Consider the following 14401-nt stretch of genomic DNA (forward strand, 5'->3'; position numbering starts at 1 on the left):
TTCAGAGGGGCCATGCTGAGGGCCGCAAAGTGGTCGAGCCCACCCTGGGCGAGTTCTATGCCACGCTGAGCGGCGACCAGAAGGGCACTTCAACACGCTGCAACAGGTCGCAGGCCCGTGAGGGGGACGTCGCATTCGCTCGCCGCAATTGCGCAGCGGCCGAACGAGGTGGGGTAACGTAATCACCTAGCTTCGACGCTCGACGAGAACACGCAAGTCCGGGCCGCGGCTCCCAGTGAGACGCGCGGCGGCACGGGATGCAGCCGACAGCCGCGTTCCGACCTCACGCGGCGGGAATCGTCTTCTGCCCAGCCTCATCCGTTTTTGTGATCGCTTGAGACCGCTCCATCTCGTCCGAGCCAGCGGCGTTGCATTGCTGGAAGTAGGAAGACAACTCGAGATCGGCCAGGTGATCCCAGTATTCTGCTTCTGCGAGCAGCTTCCATTTGTTCATGCTGTTGTATGCGGCCTGTTGACGGCACAGCGAACCCATCGCACGCAAGCGTTGCACCTTCTCCACTGCGAACCTCCTTCGCGCGCTTGTTTGTTTACAGGCGCATTTGTGTTGTCACAGCTTTGCAGATTGAATTGACGAGTGATAGTCCGGTGTTTGACGGTCAATCGATGACAGCGCAATCGTCTGACTTTTCGCGAAATAGTCGAGCCGAACGACACGGGCATTGGCGGCAGCAAGGGGCGCTGGGCAGAATGACAGCGCGTCCGGCGGCCCCCCAGAGGCCTACGTCGCCGGTGCATTCCATTTCAGGACTGAAATCTTAATTGTGAGCGGCCTTCCCTGGATGATGGTTAACTTGCAATTAGACCGGGCCGGACAAAGTTTGATCCCGAAACTATTTTGGCCCGGCACATTGGACTGCAAGACCGCCTTCCGGCGGTCTTTCCTTTCGCCGCAACGAAACGGGTCCCAGGCTGGACCACGCCTGCTCGGCAAAGGTCGCCAGTCTTGCACGCCGATCACAACAATGGCCCCGACAACAATGGCCCCGACGGATGACACGTCGGGGCCATTCAAGATCATCAGGCGTGGGTACATCCGCCGAGCCTGCTGATCGTTGATGCCACCGATTACCACATCCGATCTGGCACATACTGTGGCGAGGCTGCGGCATCGGGGTGATGACATTCTGCCTGAAAGCTGATGGCTGTCCACCTCATCATTGGTGGTACTCCCAGCTCGCTGACCAACACGAGCTGCGGCTCGATCTCCGCTGCCGTCGCGGCACGCACCTTCCGCTCCGTTATCGCTACCCTGGTGCGCTCAAGCCCCTCCGCAAGAAGTGCACCCACGCTGACCTATATTGAGTTCGTCATCCCGCGTCATCGTCGCTGAACCTTGGCGGGATTTCCGGGACCAAACTCTATAGGCTGCAAGAACGACGGCTTTTCTGCTGTGAACCGGCCCGACCATTGTGAAGTGACAGTTTGATTTTTTTGGCGCTGCATTAGCGCAAGAGAGGTCCGTTATGGACCGAACAGCTGGCAAGAACGTCAGTTGCTGTGCCATACAGTGTCATTCGCCAGGATGGCGCCGCTGCGGCATTCTCATTGTTGCGATGCTCTGTACCGCATGCACTCTCCTGTTTGCGAGCGAAGCCAGAGCTCAATGCACGGCGCGAGATGTCCTGCAGAACCAACTAAGGCTCAAGAAAGCTCCGTCAGCTGACAGGCCGCAAATCCCGATTAAATCCGCCGTCGATGTTCCCGTGTGGAAGACGATCACAATCGGGACGTTTGCAAATTTCTTTGCCCTCAGTAACGCAATGGATGCGGTAGGTTGCGGTATCGGAAACTCGGCCGGCGAAATTCTCGCACGACCGACCTTTACTCTTCGCGACACGAAAACAAGCGTAAAGCTTTTTGCGGTCTCGGCAGCCGAACTCGGCTTTAAGACCGATACCGCGTCGCTGGCGGACATTTATGCGCGCGCCAAGCAGCTGGGTTTCGGACTCGCGGCCGCAGAAGTCGGGCCACAGCTGAGGCTGCAATATTTTGACCAGCCGATCGGCGAATTTCTCATCATCGGAATGGAGCCGATCAGGACGTGGAAGGGCGCCCCCGTCATCTTGAATGTAGCCAATGGCGGAGCGGGACTCATTCTCATCGGCCAGGATGGCAGCGCGGACGCACAGATCTCCGTGGTATCCCGCTTTGTATTTGTGCGGACAAACGAGGGCGCACCTGCCGAGGAGCAGGAGGCCGTAGCACTAGTCGGTCGCTGAATTTCCTGGTGCGCGCAGCGGCCTCGACTTGCGGGCACAAAGCTCAGGGGAGTGTCTGCCATGACACAAGCGTCGATCAAAGTCGGCATGATCGCGGAGGAGACTGGAGCACTTTCGTTCATGGGCCGCGCAAACGCCAACGTGGCAAGGATGGTGATTGACGAGATCAACGCCAATGGCGGCCTGCTGGGGCGGAAGATCGAGCTCTACCTCGAGGACGGTGCAACGACCGACGCGGTCGCGGAGGCCAAGGCGGCCAAGCTTGTGTTGCAGGACAAGGTGGATGTGATCTTCGGCGGCATCTACAGCTCCACGCGGCAGGCCATCAAGGGCCCCGCCGTCGTGAAGGGCAGGACGCTCTACATCTACCCCGAGCAATACGAAGGGCAGGAATGCGACCCGCTGATCTTCTGCACCGGCCCGGTGCCGGCGCAGCAGCTTGACCCGCTCATTCCCTGGCTGATGCACAAGACCGGTGCCAGGACATTCTACCTGCCGTCCGCAGACTACATCTGGCCGCACGTGATGAACGAGAGGGTCCGCCGGCTCGTCACCGCCAATGGCGGCAGCATCGTCGGCGAGGCCGTTTCGAGATCGTCGAGAGCCTGGGGCCTATCGCGCCGGACGAGGCGATGGTGCCGTCCGTCGCGGAGTTCGGCCGGAGACCAATCGCGTAGTCAGCCCATCAGGCAGGGAGCGTGAGATGAGTGCCCCGTCTCCAGTCAACGAGAGTCTCCTGAGCCAGCGTCTCGCCGCGCTCGGAGCGGCAAGAAGCTGGGCACCGAATGTTCTGCCGGAGCTCGAGCACTTCATCCGGACCGCCGACGACTATGATCTTCTTCGCGTCAACCCCATCCAATACGGCGGCGCCGTCCGCATGTCCGAGGCCGACGCGATCGAGCTGTTCGTGCACGCTGCCAAGGTGGGTCTGTTCGATATGGACTGGCTGCTGATCTGCGCCTATTGCCCGCAGGTCGCCGGCAGCTTCCGCGAGCTCGACCAGGTCCATCCACGCTTTCAGTGCGCGTTCTGCAACGCGATCAACGATGTGGCGCTGGACGACTACATTCAGGTCGCATTTACGGTCTCGAGCGGCGTCCGCGACATCATATTCCGCCATCCCGAAAGGCTGTCTGTCGAGGATTTTTACCTGCGCTACAACTTTTCCAAAGGCTTCATCGCTCCGCACGGAATGACGCATCAGCAGCTCGTTGCTGCGCTCTCACGGGGATTCGCCGATATCGAGGCGCATGAGCACCGCAGCTTCGACTTCGAGGTCACGGCTGGCCGCTTCGAGGTGCTGGATTTGAGCCACAAACTCCTTCTGGTCTTCTTCGCGGACGGGGAGCCGGCAGAACGGCAAGAGACGCTGGTCCAGCTCGAGTCGGGTCGCTTTCTGCTCCCGGACCGGCCGACGGCACCGAAAGACATGGTCCTCGGCGACGGACGCTTTTCGTTCCGGCAGACGGCCGATCTCAGCCCGGGCAAGCACACCATCCGGATCGAGAACTGCACCGACGATCGCGGTCGCTTCTGGTTCGTCCAGTATCCCCCAGGTTTCGCGCCCCATCTGGTCGAGTATGAACCGTTTCTTTCCGGCAAGCGGTTGCTGCTCACCCCGAGCTTCCGCGAACTCTACAAGGCGCAGCTGGTGGATGAGGGCGAGAGCATCAAGGTCTCAGACATGACCTTCCTGTTCACCGATCTGAAGCAGTCGACTCCGCTGTACGAAAGCGTCGGTGACGTGAACGCGTATTTTCTGGTTCGCCAACACTTCGAGATCTTGAACAGGATCATCCGGGAACGATCCGGCACCATTATCAAGACGATCGGCGACGCGGTCATGGCCGGGTTCGAGCGTCCGCAGGATGCCGTTTGCGCCGCCATCGAGATGATCGAAGAGCTGTCGCGATTCAACCAAACCGCTTCGCGGCCGCTGGGCCTCAAGGTCGGTGTCCACAGGGGGCGGGCGATTGCGGTGAATCTCAACGACCGGATCGACTATTTCGGACAGGACGTGAATATCGCCGCACGCGTGCAAGGTCTCGCCGATGTCGACGAAGTTTGCATCAGTGCGACCGCGATGGAGGCGCCGGGCGTCGGTGACATCGTCAATTCACGCTCGGTGTCGCGCAACTACGAGAACCTGAAGGGCATCGGTCAAAAGATGGAGGTCCATCGCATGACAATCCCGCCGACGCAGACTTGAACGAGCGCAAGGGCGGCGCGCGGGGCGCCTACACCACCGTCCTGTGCCGCGTAATGCAGGTGCGCAGCACCTCGTCCATCGGCTTGGCCCACCAGTCGTTGGAGAAGATCTCGATCTCGGAATAGCCGGCAAAACCCTGCGCCTCGACCGCTTTGCGCACCGATTTGATGTCGATGACGCCGTCGCCCATCATGCCGCGGTCGTTGAGGATGTCTCTGGTCGGCACCAGCCAGTCACACACATGGAAGGCAAGCAGGCGATCCCTGCCCGCGCGCGCGATCTGGCTCATCAGCTCCGGGTCCCACCAGATGTGATAGACATCAAGTGCGACGCCGAGCATGCCGGTGCGGCCGGGGTCGAGCCGGTCGCAGATATCGAGCGCCTGTTTTGTGGTGTTCACGCAGGCGCGGTCGGCGGCGTAGGCGGGGTGCAGCGGCTCGATGGCCAGCGGCAGGCCTGCCTGCCTGGAATAGTCGAGCATGTCGGCAAGCGCCTCCTCGACCTGCCCGCGCGCACCCGCGATATCCTTCGACGCCTTGCTGCCCGGCCGCGAATATTGCGGCAGGCCGCCGACGACGAGGACGATGCACGGCGCGCCCAACGACTTGGCTTCATCGACACAGCGGCGGTTGTCGTCGCGCACTTCGCCCCGGCGCGAGGCATCGGAGGTGAACATGCCGCCACGGCAATAGCCTGACAGCTCGAGCCCGGCATCGCGCACCGCGCGCGCGGTACGGTCGAGACCGACGGATGCGACCTGGTCGCGCCAGGGGTCGATCGCGCGGATACGGTGCTTCGCACAGGCATCGATGATCGCGACGAGGTCACCCTGCTTGCGGACCGTCGCCGTATTCAGCGACAGCCAGCGGTGGTCGGACGAGAAATCGCGCATCAGGATTCGATCCCGTGCGAGGCCAGCACCGTCGTCATCCGCCGCGTCGCCAGCTCAGGATTGGCGAGCAGGCCGGCCCGATCGGCCAGCCGGAACAGCTCGGCCAGATGCAGCATCGAGCGCGCGCTCTCCTGCCCGCCCACCATGGTGAAATGATCCTGATGGCCGTTCAGATACGCCATGAACACCACGCCGGTCTTGTAGAAGCGCGTCGGCGCCTTGAAGATGTGGCGCGACAGCGGCACGGTCGGTCCCAGCACGTCGTGGAAGCCGGCCTCGTCGCCGGCAGCGAGCCGCGACAGCGCGTAGGATGCCGCCGGTGCGATGGCGTCGAAGATGCCGAGCAGCGCGTGCGAAAAACCTTGGCTATCGCCGGCGATCAGCTCCGCATAGTTGAAGTCGTCGCCGGTGTACATCCTGATGCGCTTGTCGAGGCGACGACGCATGTCGATCTCGCGCTGCTTGTCGAGCAGCGAGACCTTGACGCCGTCGACCTTGGCGGCGTTGGCGTTGATGACGGCCACCGCAACATCCATGGCCTTGTCGAGGTCCTTGGTACCCCAATATCCCGTCAGTGCAGGATCGAACATGTCGCCGAGCCAGTGGATGATCACGGGCTCGCGGACCTGCGACAGCACGCGGTCATAGACCTTCGCATAATCGTCGGCATTGCGGCCGAGCTTTGCCAGCGCGCGCGACGCCATCAGGATGATCCGGCCGCCGACCTTCTCGACCGCCGAGATCTGCTCCTCATAGGCCCGGATCACATCGTCGATGGTCCTGGCATCCTCCACCGCGAGATGGTCCGTGCCTGCGCCGGAGAACACCAGCGCGTTGCGACGCTTGGCGGCGCCGACCGAGCGCGTGATCAGCTCCAGCGAGGTCGGCCAGTCCAGCCCCATGCCGCGCTGCGCGGTGTCCATGGCTTCGGCGACGCCGAGACCGAGGTCCCAGACATGCTCGCGGAAGGCGATGGTCTTGTCCCAGTCAACGGACACCGAGAGCCAGGGATCGTTGTCGGCGAAGGGATCGGCGACCGTGTGCACGGCCGAGAACGCGATTCGGTTCAGCGGGCCTTCGAGCCTCGCCGGGAACGTTCGCGAGGCCGCGAGCCGGTAGGTCTCGATCGAGCGGTCCTCTTTCGGCAGCTTGAGCGACAAGGACGACATTGAAGGAGCAGGCTTGGGCAGGACGGGCTTGTTCATGCTTCCCTCCTCAGGCCTTGATCGGGGCGACGTCGATCCAGCGCCGCTCCTTCCAGCTCTTCAGCGCGCATTCGGCGAGCTGCACGCCCTTGGCGCCTTCGAGCAGCGTGAACTTGTAGGGCGCGTCCTCGTAGACGTGACGGATGAACATCTCCCACTGTTCCTTGAAACCGTTGTCGTAGGAGACGTTGTCCGGCAGCTTCTGCCAGTCGCCGTAAAAATCATGCAGCCGCTTCTCGTCCGGATTCCACACCGGCCGAGGCGTTGCCTGCCGCGCCTGGATCATGCAGTCGGTGAGCCCCGCGACCGCCGAGCCGTGCGTGCCGTCGACCTGGAAGGTGACGAGGTCGTCGCGATAGACGCGCGTCACCCAGGACATGTTGATATGGGCGATGACTCCGCCCTCGAGCTGGAAGGTCGCGTAGGCGGAATCGTCCGCGGTCGCCTTGTACTTCTTGCCCTGCTCGTCAAAACGCTCGGGGATGTCGGTGTTGCCGATGCAGACCACGCTCTGGACGTTGCCAAAGAGGTTGTCGAGCACGTAGCGCCAGTGGCAGACCATGTCGAGGATGATGCCGCCGCCGTCCTCGTCGCGGTAGTTCCAGGACGGCCGCTGCGCCTCCTGCCAGCCGCCCTCGAACACCCAATAGCCGAACTCGCCGCGCACCGAGAGGATGCGGCCGAAGAAGCCGGAGTCGCGCAGGAAGGCGATCTTCTTCAGGCCGGGCAGGAACAGCTTGTCCTGCACGGTGCCGTGCTTGACGCCCTTGGAATTAGCGAGCTTGACGACCTCGAGGGCCTCTTCAAATTTCGTCGCGATCGGCTTCTCGCAATAGACGTGCTTGCCGGCATTGATGGCCTGGGTCAGCAGGCCCGGCCGCGCCTGCGTGGTCGCGGCGTCGAAGAACATGGTGTCGTTCTTGTCGGCCAGCGCCGCATCGAGGTCGGTGGTCCAGCGCGCGATGTTGAAGCGCTTTGCAAGCGCCTCGACCTTCTCGGCGCTGCGGCCGACCAGGATCGGATCGGGCATGATGCGGTCGCCGTTCTTCAAGCGGACGCCGCCCTGGTCGCGGATCGCGACGATCGAGCGGATCAGATGCTGGTTGAGCCCCATGCGGCCGGTGACACCGTTCATGATGAGGCCGAGGCGTTGGGTGGTCATGCCAATTGCTCCCAAGGTGATGTTGGCTGTTCGAGCGGGCGGAGCGCCGACCAGTCCGGATGGACCGACGTCGCAAAGCCCGCAGCATGAAGCGATCCCGTCAGGAGATCGCCGTTGTGAATGGAGAGACGGATGCCCTGCCCGGCATCGGCATAGAGATCGGGATGCGCAGCCGCGAAGGCCGCAGCTTCAGCGGCCGGCGTGTCGCCGAAACCGTCGACGTAGTGGTGGCCGTTCCGTTCGGCGTGGGTGACGCCGAGGAAGGCGCCGAGCGCAAGGTCCTGCTGCACGGCAAGGCCGGCCTGGCAAGTGAGGTCCTCGCCGGTGACGAAGAACTTTTCGCCGCCCCCGCTCCATTTTGCCGCGCGCGTGGCGTTGACGATGGACTTGTAGAGCCCCTTGCAGGATTTCGAGGAGATACCGTGATAGCCGAGAGCCCGAGCGGCAGGGAAGGCATCGTAGGAATCATCGGCTTCATCGATGATGAAGCCGCGCGCGGCGAGCGAGCCGAGCGGCGACTGCCGTGTAATGTCACGCGGCATCGGCTGTTCGACATAGAGCAAGCGAGAAGCGATCGGCCGCAAGTCGGAATCATGATCGAGCCGATCCATCAGGGCCTGCAACGCCGCGAGATCGGCGTATTGCTCGTTCGCATCGAGCGTCACCTTGTAGCGGCGCTCAAGTGTATCGAGCTCTTTGCCGATCCGCATCAATCGCGCTGCGTCGGCTGCGGGATCGCCCGACAGCTTCAGCTTGAAGTAACTCGCGCCGGCGTTCTCATGAGCGTCGGCGACGCCGCCCTTGCCCTCCACGGTATCGTCGAGGCCGACGGTATGTCTGATAGCAACGCGCGGCAACGGCTTCCGACTGGACAGAAACGCCGCGATCTCCGCGTCCTTCAGGTCGGGCGATAGTCGCGCATCGATGCCGGCAACGTTGCCGGCCATTCCGTCGAAAAAGCCGGTCTCAACGCCGCGCAGCAGCGCATCGAGGACCGCCTTGTCGATTTCCGCGGGGCCATAAGCCGCCGCAAGCGCCGGAATGTTCTTCTTCGCGCAGGTCGCGATCTGGGCACCAATGCACGCGGCATGGAGATCGAACGCGGTCAGGAACCCGGTCCGCGCCAGATAAAGCCCGCGCGCAATTTCCAGGGATCGTCGCAGACCGTCGACCGTCTGCGCCGGAGAAAACTCCGGCCGCTTGTCGAACCATTTCGGCACCAGCAGCTCGGCACTGGCGCCGACGGCGCTTCCCCTGCCCTCGACCTCGATCTCGACCCGCACGAACAGCTGCGGCGTCGCGTGAAGCGTGATCGCGCCAAAGCGGAACGGCCGCGCGAACTGCACGGGACGTTCGAAGAAGGTGATATCTCGAAGCTTCAGGCGCGGCGCCATGGTGCTAGTTGACTCCCGAGATGTGGCTCAGGCGGCAGTGCACCTCTCCCACCTGCGGGAGAGGTCGGCGCGTTCCGGGCGATGCGAAGCATCGTCCCGTGCCGGGTGAGGGTTTTCTCCTCTGGGGGGATCTCGCGAGTGGAGACACCCTCTCCCCAACCCTCCCCCGCAAGCGGGGGAGGGAGCGCACCGTGCATATGGCCCGTTCAGAGAACACCATGACCACCTAATCCAGTGCCCCTTGCGAGAAGAAATGCTTGCGGATGCGCTGCACGAGTTCGGTGAAGACCGGGTCGGCCATCACGTCGAGCGAGCGCGGGCGCGGCAGCGGCACGTCGTAGATCGCGGCGACCGCGCCGGGACGCTCGGTCATGACCAGCACGCGGTCGGCGAGGAACACCGCCTCGGGAATCGAATGCGTGATCAGCAGCACCGTCTTCTTGGTCTCGCGCTGGATCCGCATCAGCTCGACATTCATGCGCTCGCGCGTCAGCGCATCGAGCGCGCCGAACGGCTCGTCCATCAGCATGATCTTGGGATCGTGCACCAGCGCGCGGCAGATCGAGGCCCGCTGCTGCATGCCGCCGGAGAGCTGCCACGGCAGCTTCTTCTCGAAACCTTCGAGCCCGACCAGCTTCAACAGCGCCCTGGCGCGGTCGAGATATTTTTGCCGCGGCAACCGTTTCATGTCGATCGCCAGCATCACGTTGGACAGGATGTTGCGCCAGGGCAGCAGCAGCGCGTTCTGGAACACGATGCCGACATTGCCGTGCGGCTTCGTCACCTTCTCGCCCTCGACCAGGATTTCGCCGGCCGACGGCGGCAACAGTCCCGAGATCAGCTTGAGCAGCGTGGACTTGCCGCAGCCGCTTGGGCCGACCACGACGAAGAACTCGCCCTCGTTGATGTGGAAATCGAGCGGCCGCAGCGACGGCACGTCGCCGTCGCGCGTCCGGTAGGTCTTCGACACGCCTGATAGTTTGATGCCCGACGCCTCGCCGGCGGCCCGGTCGCTCACCAGTCTCAGATGCGCGGCCGGCTGGCTAGCGTCGTTCGGTCTTGTTGCTGGGTTCATCTAACCAGGTCCACTCGACGATATGCCCGTCATTCCGGGGCGCCCAAAGGGCGAACCCGGAATCTCGAGATTCCGGGTCTGGTCCTTCGGACCATCCCGGAATGACGGTGTGTGTCGCTCACGAGCCGCTCTTCGGCAGATAGTCGTTGGTGTAGAAGGCCTTCGGGTTGTCCTTGGCCTTGGCGTCGAGCCCGCCATATTCGACCAGCAGGTTGACGGTCTCGGTCATGTTCTGCTCGGTGACCTGGAACGGCCGCTTGCTCTTGGTCTCCGCGGTCCGGTAGAGCGGAATGGTCAGCTCGAAGCCCTGCGTCAGCGTGTCGATCTTGCCGCCCTTCGGGTTGGCATCGAGGATCGACTGCGCCGCGGCCTTCGGCTCCTTCTCGGCGGCCTCGACCGCCTTGGTCGTCGCCGACATGAAGCGGTGGACGAGATCGGCGTTGGCCTTCACATAATCGGAGTTGGCGATGATGCCTGACGAAACCATGTTGATGCCGTAGTCGGCGAACTTGATCGGATAGACGTCCTTGCCGGTCGCGTCCTTGATCTTCATCGACTGGTCCATGACGTAGCCGAGCAGCAGATCGGCCTGGCCGTTGATGACCGCGTTGAGCTTGGTCTGGCCGTCACCCGCAACCGTCTGGAAGTCGCTCTCCTTCACGCCGGTCTTCTTCAGGAACAGCGGCCAGATCTGGGTCATGGAGTCGGCCGGCGTGATCGCCACCGTCTTGCCCTTGATGTCCTCGGGCTTCCTGATGTTCTTGTCGACGAAGCCCATGGCGGACATCGGTGAGGTCTGGAGCAGGACGCCGGTCGCGACCACGGGCGCGCCCTTGATGGCGGCGCGCATCATGGTGGGCACGTCGACATAGCCGAAATCGGCGGTCTTGGCGGCGACGGCCTGCGTCGTCGCAGCCGAGCCGCGGCCTTCCTGGATCTCGAGATCGATGCCCTCGGCTGCATAAATGCCCTTGGCCTTGCCGTAATAGAACGGCGCGTGCTCGCCATAGACGTACCAGTTCAGCATCAGCACGACCTTGTCGGCCGCCTGCGCCGGCATCGCCGCGAACGCCATCAGCGCCACCGATGCAGCCCCAATCCACCGCTTCATCGTCACTCTCCCTTGTCGTTATGTTTCGGCCGTTGGTGGCCGTTGCTTAAGTTAAGAGGCGAAAATCACGTCCTCGCGCTGGCTGACATGCCAGGGAATGACCAGCTTCTCGATCCGGTCCACGATCCAGAACAGCACGACTCCGAGCAGCGCGAGGATCACCAGCGCTGCGAACATCGTCGGCAGGTCGAACGTGCCGATCGAGCGCTGCATGACGTAGCCGATGCCGGAATTGGAGCCGACGAACTCGCCGACGACGGCGCCGACCACGGCGAGCGTCACCGAGACCTTGAGGCCTGAGAAGATCGCCGGCAGCGCATGCGGCAGGTTCACCGCACGGAACACCTGGAAGCGGCTGCCCTGCATCGCGCGCGCGAGATCGACCATGTCAGGATCGACCGATTTGAAGCCCTGCACCGCCGAGACCACCACCGGGAAGAAGCCGAGGAGAAAGGCCGAAATCACCTTCGGAATGATGCCGAAGCCGAACCAGACCACGAACAGCGGCGCGATCGCGATCTTCGGCACGGATTGGGAGAACACCAGCAGCGGATAGACGTAGCTCTCCACCGTCTTCGAGCCCGCGATCAGCATGGCGACGGGAATGCCGAACAGCGCCGACAGCAGGAAGCCGCAGACCGTCGCATAGGTGGTCGGCCAGGACTGGCGCAGCAGTTCCGGCCACTCGGTGCGCAGCACCGCGATGACATCGCCCGGCGACGGGATCTGATAGGCGGGAATCCTGAACAGCCGGATCGCCAGATCCCAGGCGATCACGATGAAGACCAGGAACAAGAACGGCCGAACCCAGGCCGCATTCAGCATCTTGGACACCGCACTCTGCGGCTTCAATTCAGCCACGTCTCACTCCCGGCATTCTTCTTCGTTCTCGTTCGCACTTGGGAGAAATTAACTCGTTGGATAAATACTGTCCAGACCTTTCCCTGTGACGTTTTGCGCGGGAGTTCCGGGCAAGTTTGACGGCGTTTGGGGATTGAAGGCCGCGCCAAATCCCCGATGTCGTCCTGGCGGAAGCCAGGACCCATTACCCCAGGGAGAAGTTTGGCGAAGACTGGTCGTTCCGGATTAGCGCCGCATACAATCGACAGATCACGCGGTATGGGTCCTGGCTTTCGCCAGGACGACGATGGGGAAAGAGTTTGCCTTAAACCGTCTGCACCACCGCGGCACGCTTCTTCGGCGCCTTGACGATCTCCAGCAACTCCGTGGACCGCCCCGTCAGCGCGGCGAGCACCAGGCCCGCCATATGTGCGAGCCGCTCGTCCTTGGCCTTCCTGTCCAGCAGATCGCGGCCGAATATCACGCTGAGCGTCGCCGAGTTCGAGAGATAGAAGAAGCTCAGCGCCGCGATCGAGATGTAGAGCTGCACCGGATCGACCGCGACCTGGAAGTCGCCGCTCTCGACGCCGCGCCGCACCACGGTGCCGATCATCTCGACGAAGGGCGAGTGCATCGACTTGACCTTGGTCGAGCGCTTCAGGTGCTTGGCGCGTGCGAGGTTCTCGGTCTGGAGCAGCGAGAGGAACTCGGGGTTGCGCAGGAAATAGCCCCAGGTGAACTCGATCAGGCGGCGGATGGCCTCGGGCGGATCGAGATGTTCGAGATCGAGCCCGCGCTCCTCGCTGCGGATCTTGTCATAGGCGCCTTCGAGCACCGCGAGATAGAGCTCGTCCTTGTTGCCGACGTGATAGTACAGCATGCGCTTGTTGGCGCCGGCCTTGGCCGCGATGCGGTCGACGCGCGCCCCGGCAAGCCCATGGGCGGAAAACTCCTGCTTGGCGGCCTCGAGAATGCGCAGCCGCATCCCCTCGGGATCGCGCTGCCATTTCAGAGTTCTCTTTGCCTTTGCCAAACCGGGTGCTCGCTGGGGGCTCTCAAAGTACGCGTGTAACACGCGGGCGGGCGTTTGAGAATGTTTCGTCATTCCGGGGCGCGCCCGCTTGGGCGCGAGCCCGGAATCCATCGTGCAGCAGGGTCAATGGATGAATGGATTCCGGGCTCGTCGCTGCGCGACGCCCCGGAATGACACCCTCAATCCGCCGGCTTCGGCGAGCGCTCCAGGAGCACCGTCTGGATGCCGCAGGTGCCGTTCCTCACCGTCATGATCCGCGTGCCCGGCTTGCGGCCGTTGCGGACCTCAGTAACGTCGAGGCCGCTCGCGATCAGGCGGGCGCGCGTGGCGTCGATGTCGGCGACCCGCCAGCTCAGGCCCCAGAGACGGTCATGCGCGAGGTCACCGCCCGCCACAGGACGGCGCACCACCTCGACGATGAGGTCGCCGCAGCGGAAGAACATCAGCTGGCCCCAATCCTGGTGCGAACGGTCGAGCGCGAGATCAAGCCCGAGCCGCGCGCCATAGAGCGCGGCGGCGCGCTCGGAATCCTCGGTGGTGATCACGACGTGGTCGAGCGCGTCGATCGGCGCGATGTCGGTCGCGACCGATCTGGGGCGCTCCTCGGCAAGCTCGAGGAAGAACATCCGCACGCCGCGCGTGAGTTCGGTGGCGGCGCGCGTGCGTTTCCAATGCAGGACGGCATCGGATTCAGAATCGCTGCTTTCGACCTCGGCAACCGGATCCGGCTTCAGGGCCACCCGCTCCAGCCGCCGGTGCATCCTGCTCATGTCTGCGACACGAAAGCACAGGCTGGCGAGCACGCCCTCTTGGTCGTCGAGCAGCGCGCGCATCCGGTCGGCGGTCACGCTGAAACCGCTCGGCGCCATCAATTCGATCGTCATGTTCTCGAGAGTGAACAGCACCCGGTCGGCCCCCTCACCCGAGTTCTGCCAGGCCGGCGCGCGGCCGAGCAGCGTCTGATAGGCCGCCTTGGCTGCACCGATATCCCTGACCAAAGCGACGACGTGATCGAGGCCGGTGATCATGTTCCCTCCCTCCCGACGGGGCCGGAACCGAACGTCCTGGGGGCGTCGGCTCTGCCCGGGCAACGCTGGCCCTGCCACGGTCGTATTCCGGCCCCATACCGACCTCAAGCGCCTATCGCCATGACTCTGCAAATATTTTGGCTCTGCGAATATTTTTGGCTCCCGCCGAAGCGGTGCTAAGGTAAGCAGCCGGCCGGGACCACCCAGCGCAT

Annotated in this window: 13 protein-coding genes; 3 read left to right on the top strand and 10 right to left on the bottom strand. The window is 63.2% G+C overall.

The genetic code is table 11. The annotated features are described in order from the left end of the window. Window positions 1-283: 283 nt before the first annotated feature. On the bottom strand, window positions 284-520 hold the full coding sequence (locus tag EI171_RS33795) for a hypothetical protein (RefSeq protein ID WP_011085631.1): 237 nt from the start codon (window positions 518-520) through the stop codon (window positions 284-286). A gap of 964 nt (window positions 521-1484) precedes the next feature. On the opposite strand from EI171_RS33795, the gene EI171_RS33800 reads away from it, so the two are divergent. The 3 genes from EI171_RS33800 to EI171_RS33810 are packed head-to-tail and all read left to right on the top strand — an operon-like array spanning window position 1485 to window position 4449. Next, a complete protein-coding gene (locus tag EI171_RS33800) occupies window positions 1485-2240 on the top strand; it encodes a hypothetical protein (protein WP_161535894.1) in 756 nt (251 codons plus the stop codon). Between the two features lie 60 nt (window positions 2241-2300). Next, window positions 2301-2942, top strand: a complete 642-nt coding sequence (locus tag EI171_RS33805; protein ID WP_246740317.1) for an ABC transporter substrate-binding protein — start codon at window positions 2301-2303, stop codon at window positions 2940-2942. Window position 2943: 1 nt separating this feature from the next. Next, window positions 2944-4449, top strand: a complete 1506-nt coding sequence (locus tag EI171_RS33810; protein WP_161537133.1) for an adenylate/guanylate cyclase domain-containing protein — start codon at window positions 2944-2946, stop codon at window positions 4447-4449. A gap of 28 nt (window positions 4450-4477) precedes the next feature. Here EI171_RS33810 and EI171_RS33815 read toward each other — a convergent pair whose 3' ends face one another. From EI171_RS33815 to EI171_RS33855, 9 genes are all read right to left on the bottom strand, one after another. Further along, window positions 4478-5341 carry a sugar phosphate isomerase/epimerase gene (locus tag EI171_RS33815; protein ID WP_161535895.1) on the bottom strand — a complete coding sequence of 288 codons (864 nt, stop codon included), beginning with the start codon at window positions 5339-5341 and terminating at the stop codon, window positions 4478-4480. Beyond that, complete coding sequence (locus EI171_RS33820) at window positions 5341-6546, bottom strand: dihydrodipicolinate synthase family protein (RefSeq protein WP_161535896.1); 1206 nt, start codon at window positions 6544-6546, stop codon at window positions 5341-5343. Before EI171_RS33820 ends, EI171_RS33815 begins: the two co-directional genes overlap by 1 nt. Before the next feature lie 10 nt (window positions 6547-6556). Further along, complete coding sequence (locus EI171_RS33825) at window positions 6557-7708, bottom strand: Gfo/Idh/MocA family protein (protein WP_161535897.1); 1152 nt, start codon at window positions 7706-7708, stop codon at window positions 6557-6559. Next, window positions 7705-9102 (bottom strand): hypothetical protein, encoded by a 1398-nt coding sequence (locus EI171_RS33830; protein WP_161535898.1) that lies wholly within the window; start codon window positions 9100-9102, stop codon window positions 7705-7707. Before EI171_RS33830 ends, EI171_RS33825 begins: the two co-directional genes overlap by 4 nt. A 226-nt stretch (window positions 9103-9328) precedes the next feature. After that, on the bottom strand, window positions 9329-10177 hold the full coding sequence (locus EI171_RS33835) for an ABC transporter ATP-binding protein (protein WP_161535899.1): 849 nt from the start codon (window positions 10175-10177) through the stop codon (window positions 9329-9331). Between the two features lie 118 nt (window positions 10178-10295). Then, window positions 10296-11288, bottom strand: a complete 993-nt coding sequence (locus EI171_RS33840) for an ABC transporter substrate-binding protein (protein ID WP_161535900.1) — start codon at window positions 11286-11288, stop codon at window positions 10296-10298. 51 nt (window positions 11289-11339) lie between these two features. Further along, entirely contained in the window at window positions 11340-12149 is an 810-nt protein-coding gene (locus EI171_RS33845; protein ID WP_011085620.1) for an ABC transporter permease, read from the bottom strand. A gap of 304 nt (window positions 12150-12453) precedes the next feature. Further along, window positions 12454-13161, bottom strand: coding sequence for a TetR/AcrR family transcriptional regulator (locus EI171_RS33850; RefSeq protein WP_202633041.1), 708 nt, complete (start codon window positions 13159-13161; stop codon window positions 12454-12456). Between the two features lie 179 nt (window positions 13162-13340). Beyond that, on the bottom strand, window positions 13341-14189 hold the full coding sequence (locus tag EI171_RS33855) for a VOC family protein (protein ID WP_028174812.1): 849 nt from the start codon (window positions 14187-14189) through the stop codon (window positions 13341-13343). Window positions 14190-14401 lie beyond the last annotated feature (212 nt).

Origin of the sequence: Bradyrhizobium sp. LCT2 (assembly GCF_009931255.1) — a bacterium.
Lineage (GTDB): Bacteria > Pseudomonadota > Alphaproteobacteria > Rhizobiales > Xanthobacteraceae > Bradyrhizobium > Bradyrhizobium diazoefficiens.

Excerpts from the sequence above, each read along its gene's own strand:
- EI171_RS33800 (WP_161535894.1), top strand. The coding sequence starts at position 1,485 with ATGGACCGAACAGCTGGCAAGAACGTCAGTTGCTGTGCCATACAGTGT.
- EI171_RS33805 (WP_246740317.1), top strand. The coding sequence starts at position 2,301 with ATGACACAAGCGTCGATCAAAGTCGGCATGATCGCGGAGGAGACTGGA.
- EI171_RS33810 (WP_161537133.1), top strand. The coding sequence starts at position 2,944 with ATGAGTGCCCCGTCTCCAGTCAACGAGAGTCTCCTGAGCCAGCGTCTC.
- EI171_RS33815 (WP_161535895.1), bottom strand. The coding sequence starts at position 5,341 with ATGCGCGATTTCTCGTCCGACCACCGCTGGCTGTCGCTGAATACGGCG.
- EI171_RS33820 (WP_161535896.1), bottom strand. The coding sequence starts at position 6,546 with ATGAACAAGCCCGTCCTGCCCAAGCCTGCTCCTTCAATGTCGTCCTTG.
- EI171_RS33825 (WP_161535897.1), bottom strand. The coding sequence starts at position 7,708 with ATGACCACCCAACGCCTCGGCCTCATCATGAACGGTGTCACCGGCCGC.
- EI171_RS33830 (WP_161535898.1), bottom strand. The coding sequence starts at position 9,102 with ATGGCGCCGCGCCTGAAGCTTCGAGATATCACCTTCTTCGAACGTCCC.
- EI171_RS33835 (WP_161535899.1), bottom strand. The coding sequence starts at position 10,177 with ATGAACCCAGCAACAAGACCGAACGACGCTAGCCAGCCGGCCGCGCAT.
- EI171_RS33840 (WP_161535900.1), bottom strand. The coding sequence starts at position 11,288 with ATGAAGCGGTGGATTGGGGCTGCATCGGTGGCGCTGATGGCGTTCGCG.
- EI171_RS33855 (WP_028174812.1), bottom strand. The coding sequence starts at position 14,189 with ATGATCACCGGCCTCGATCACGTCGTCGCTTTGGTCAGGGATATCGGT.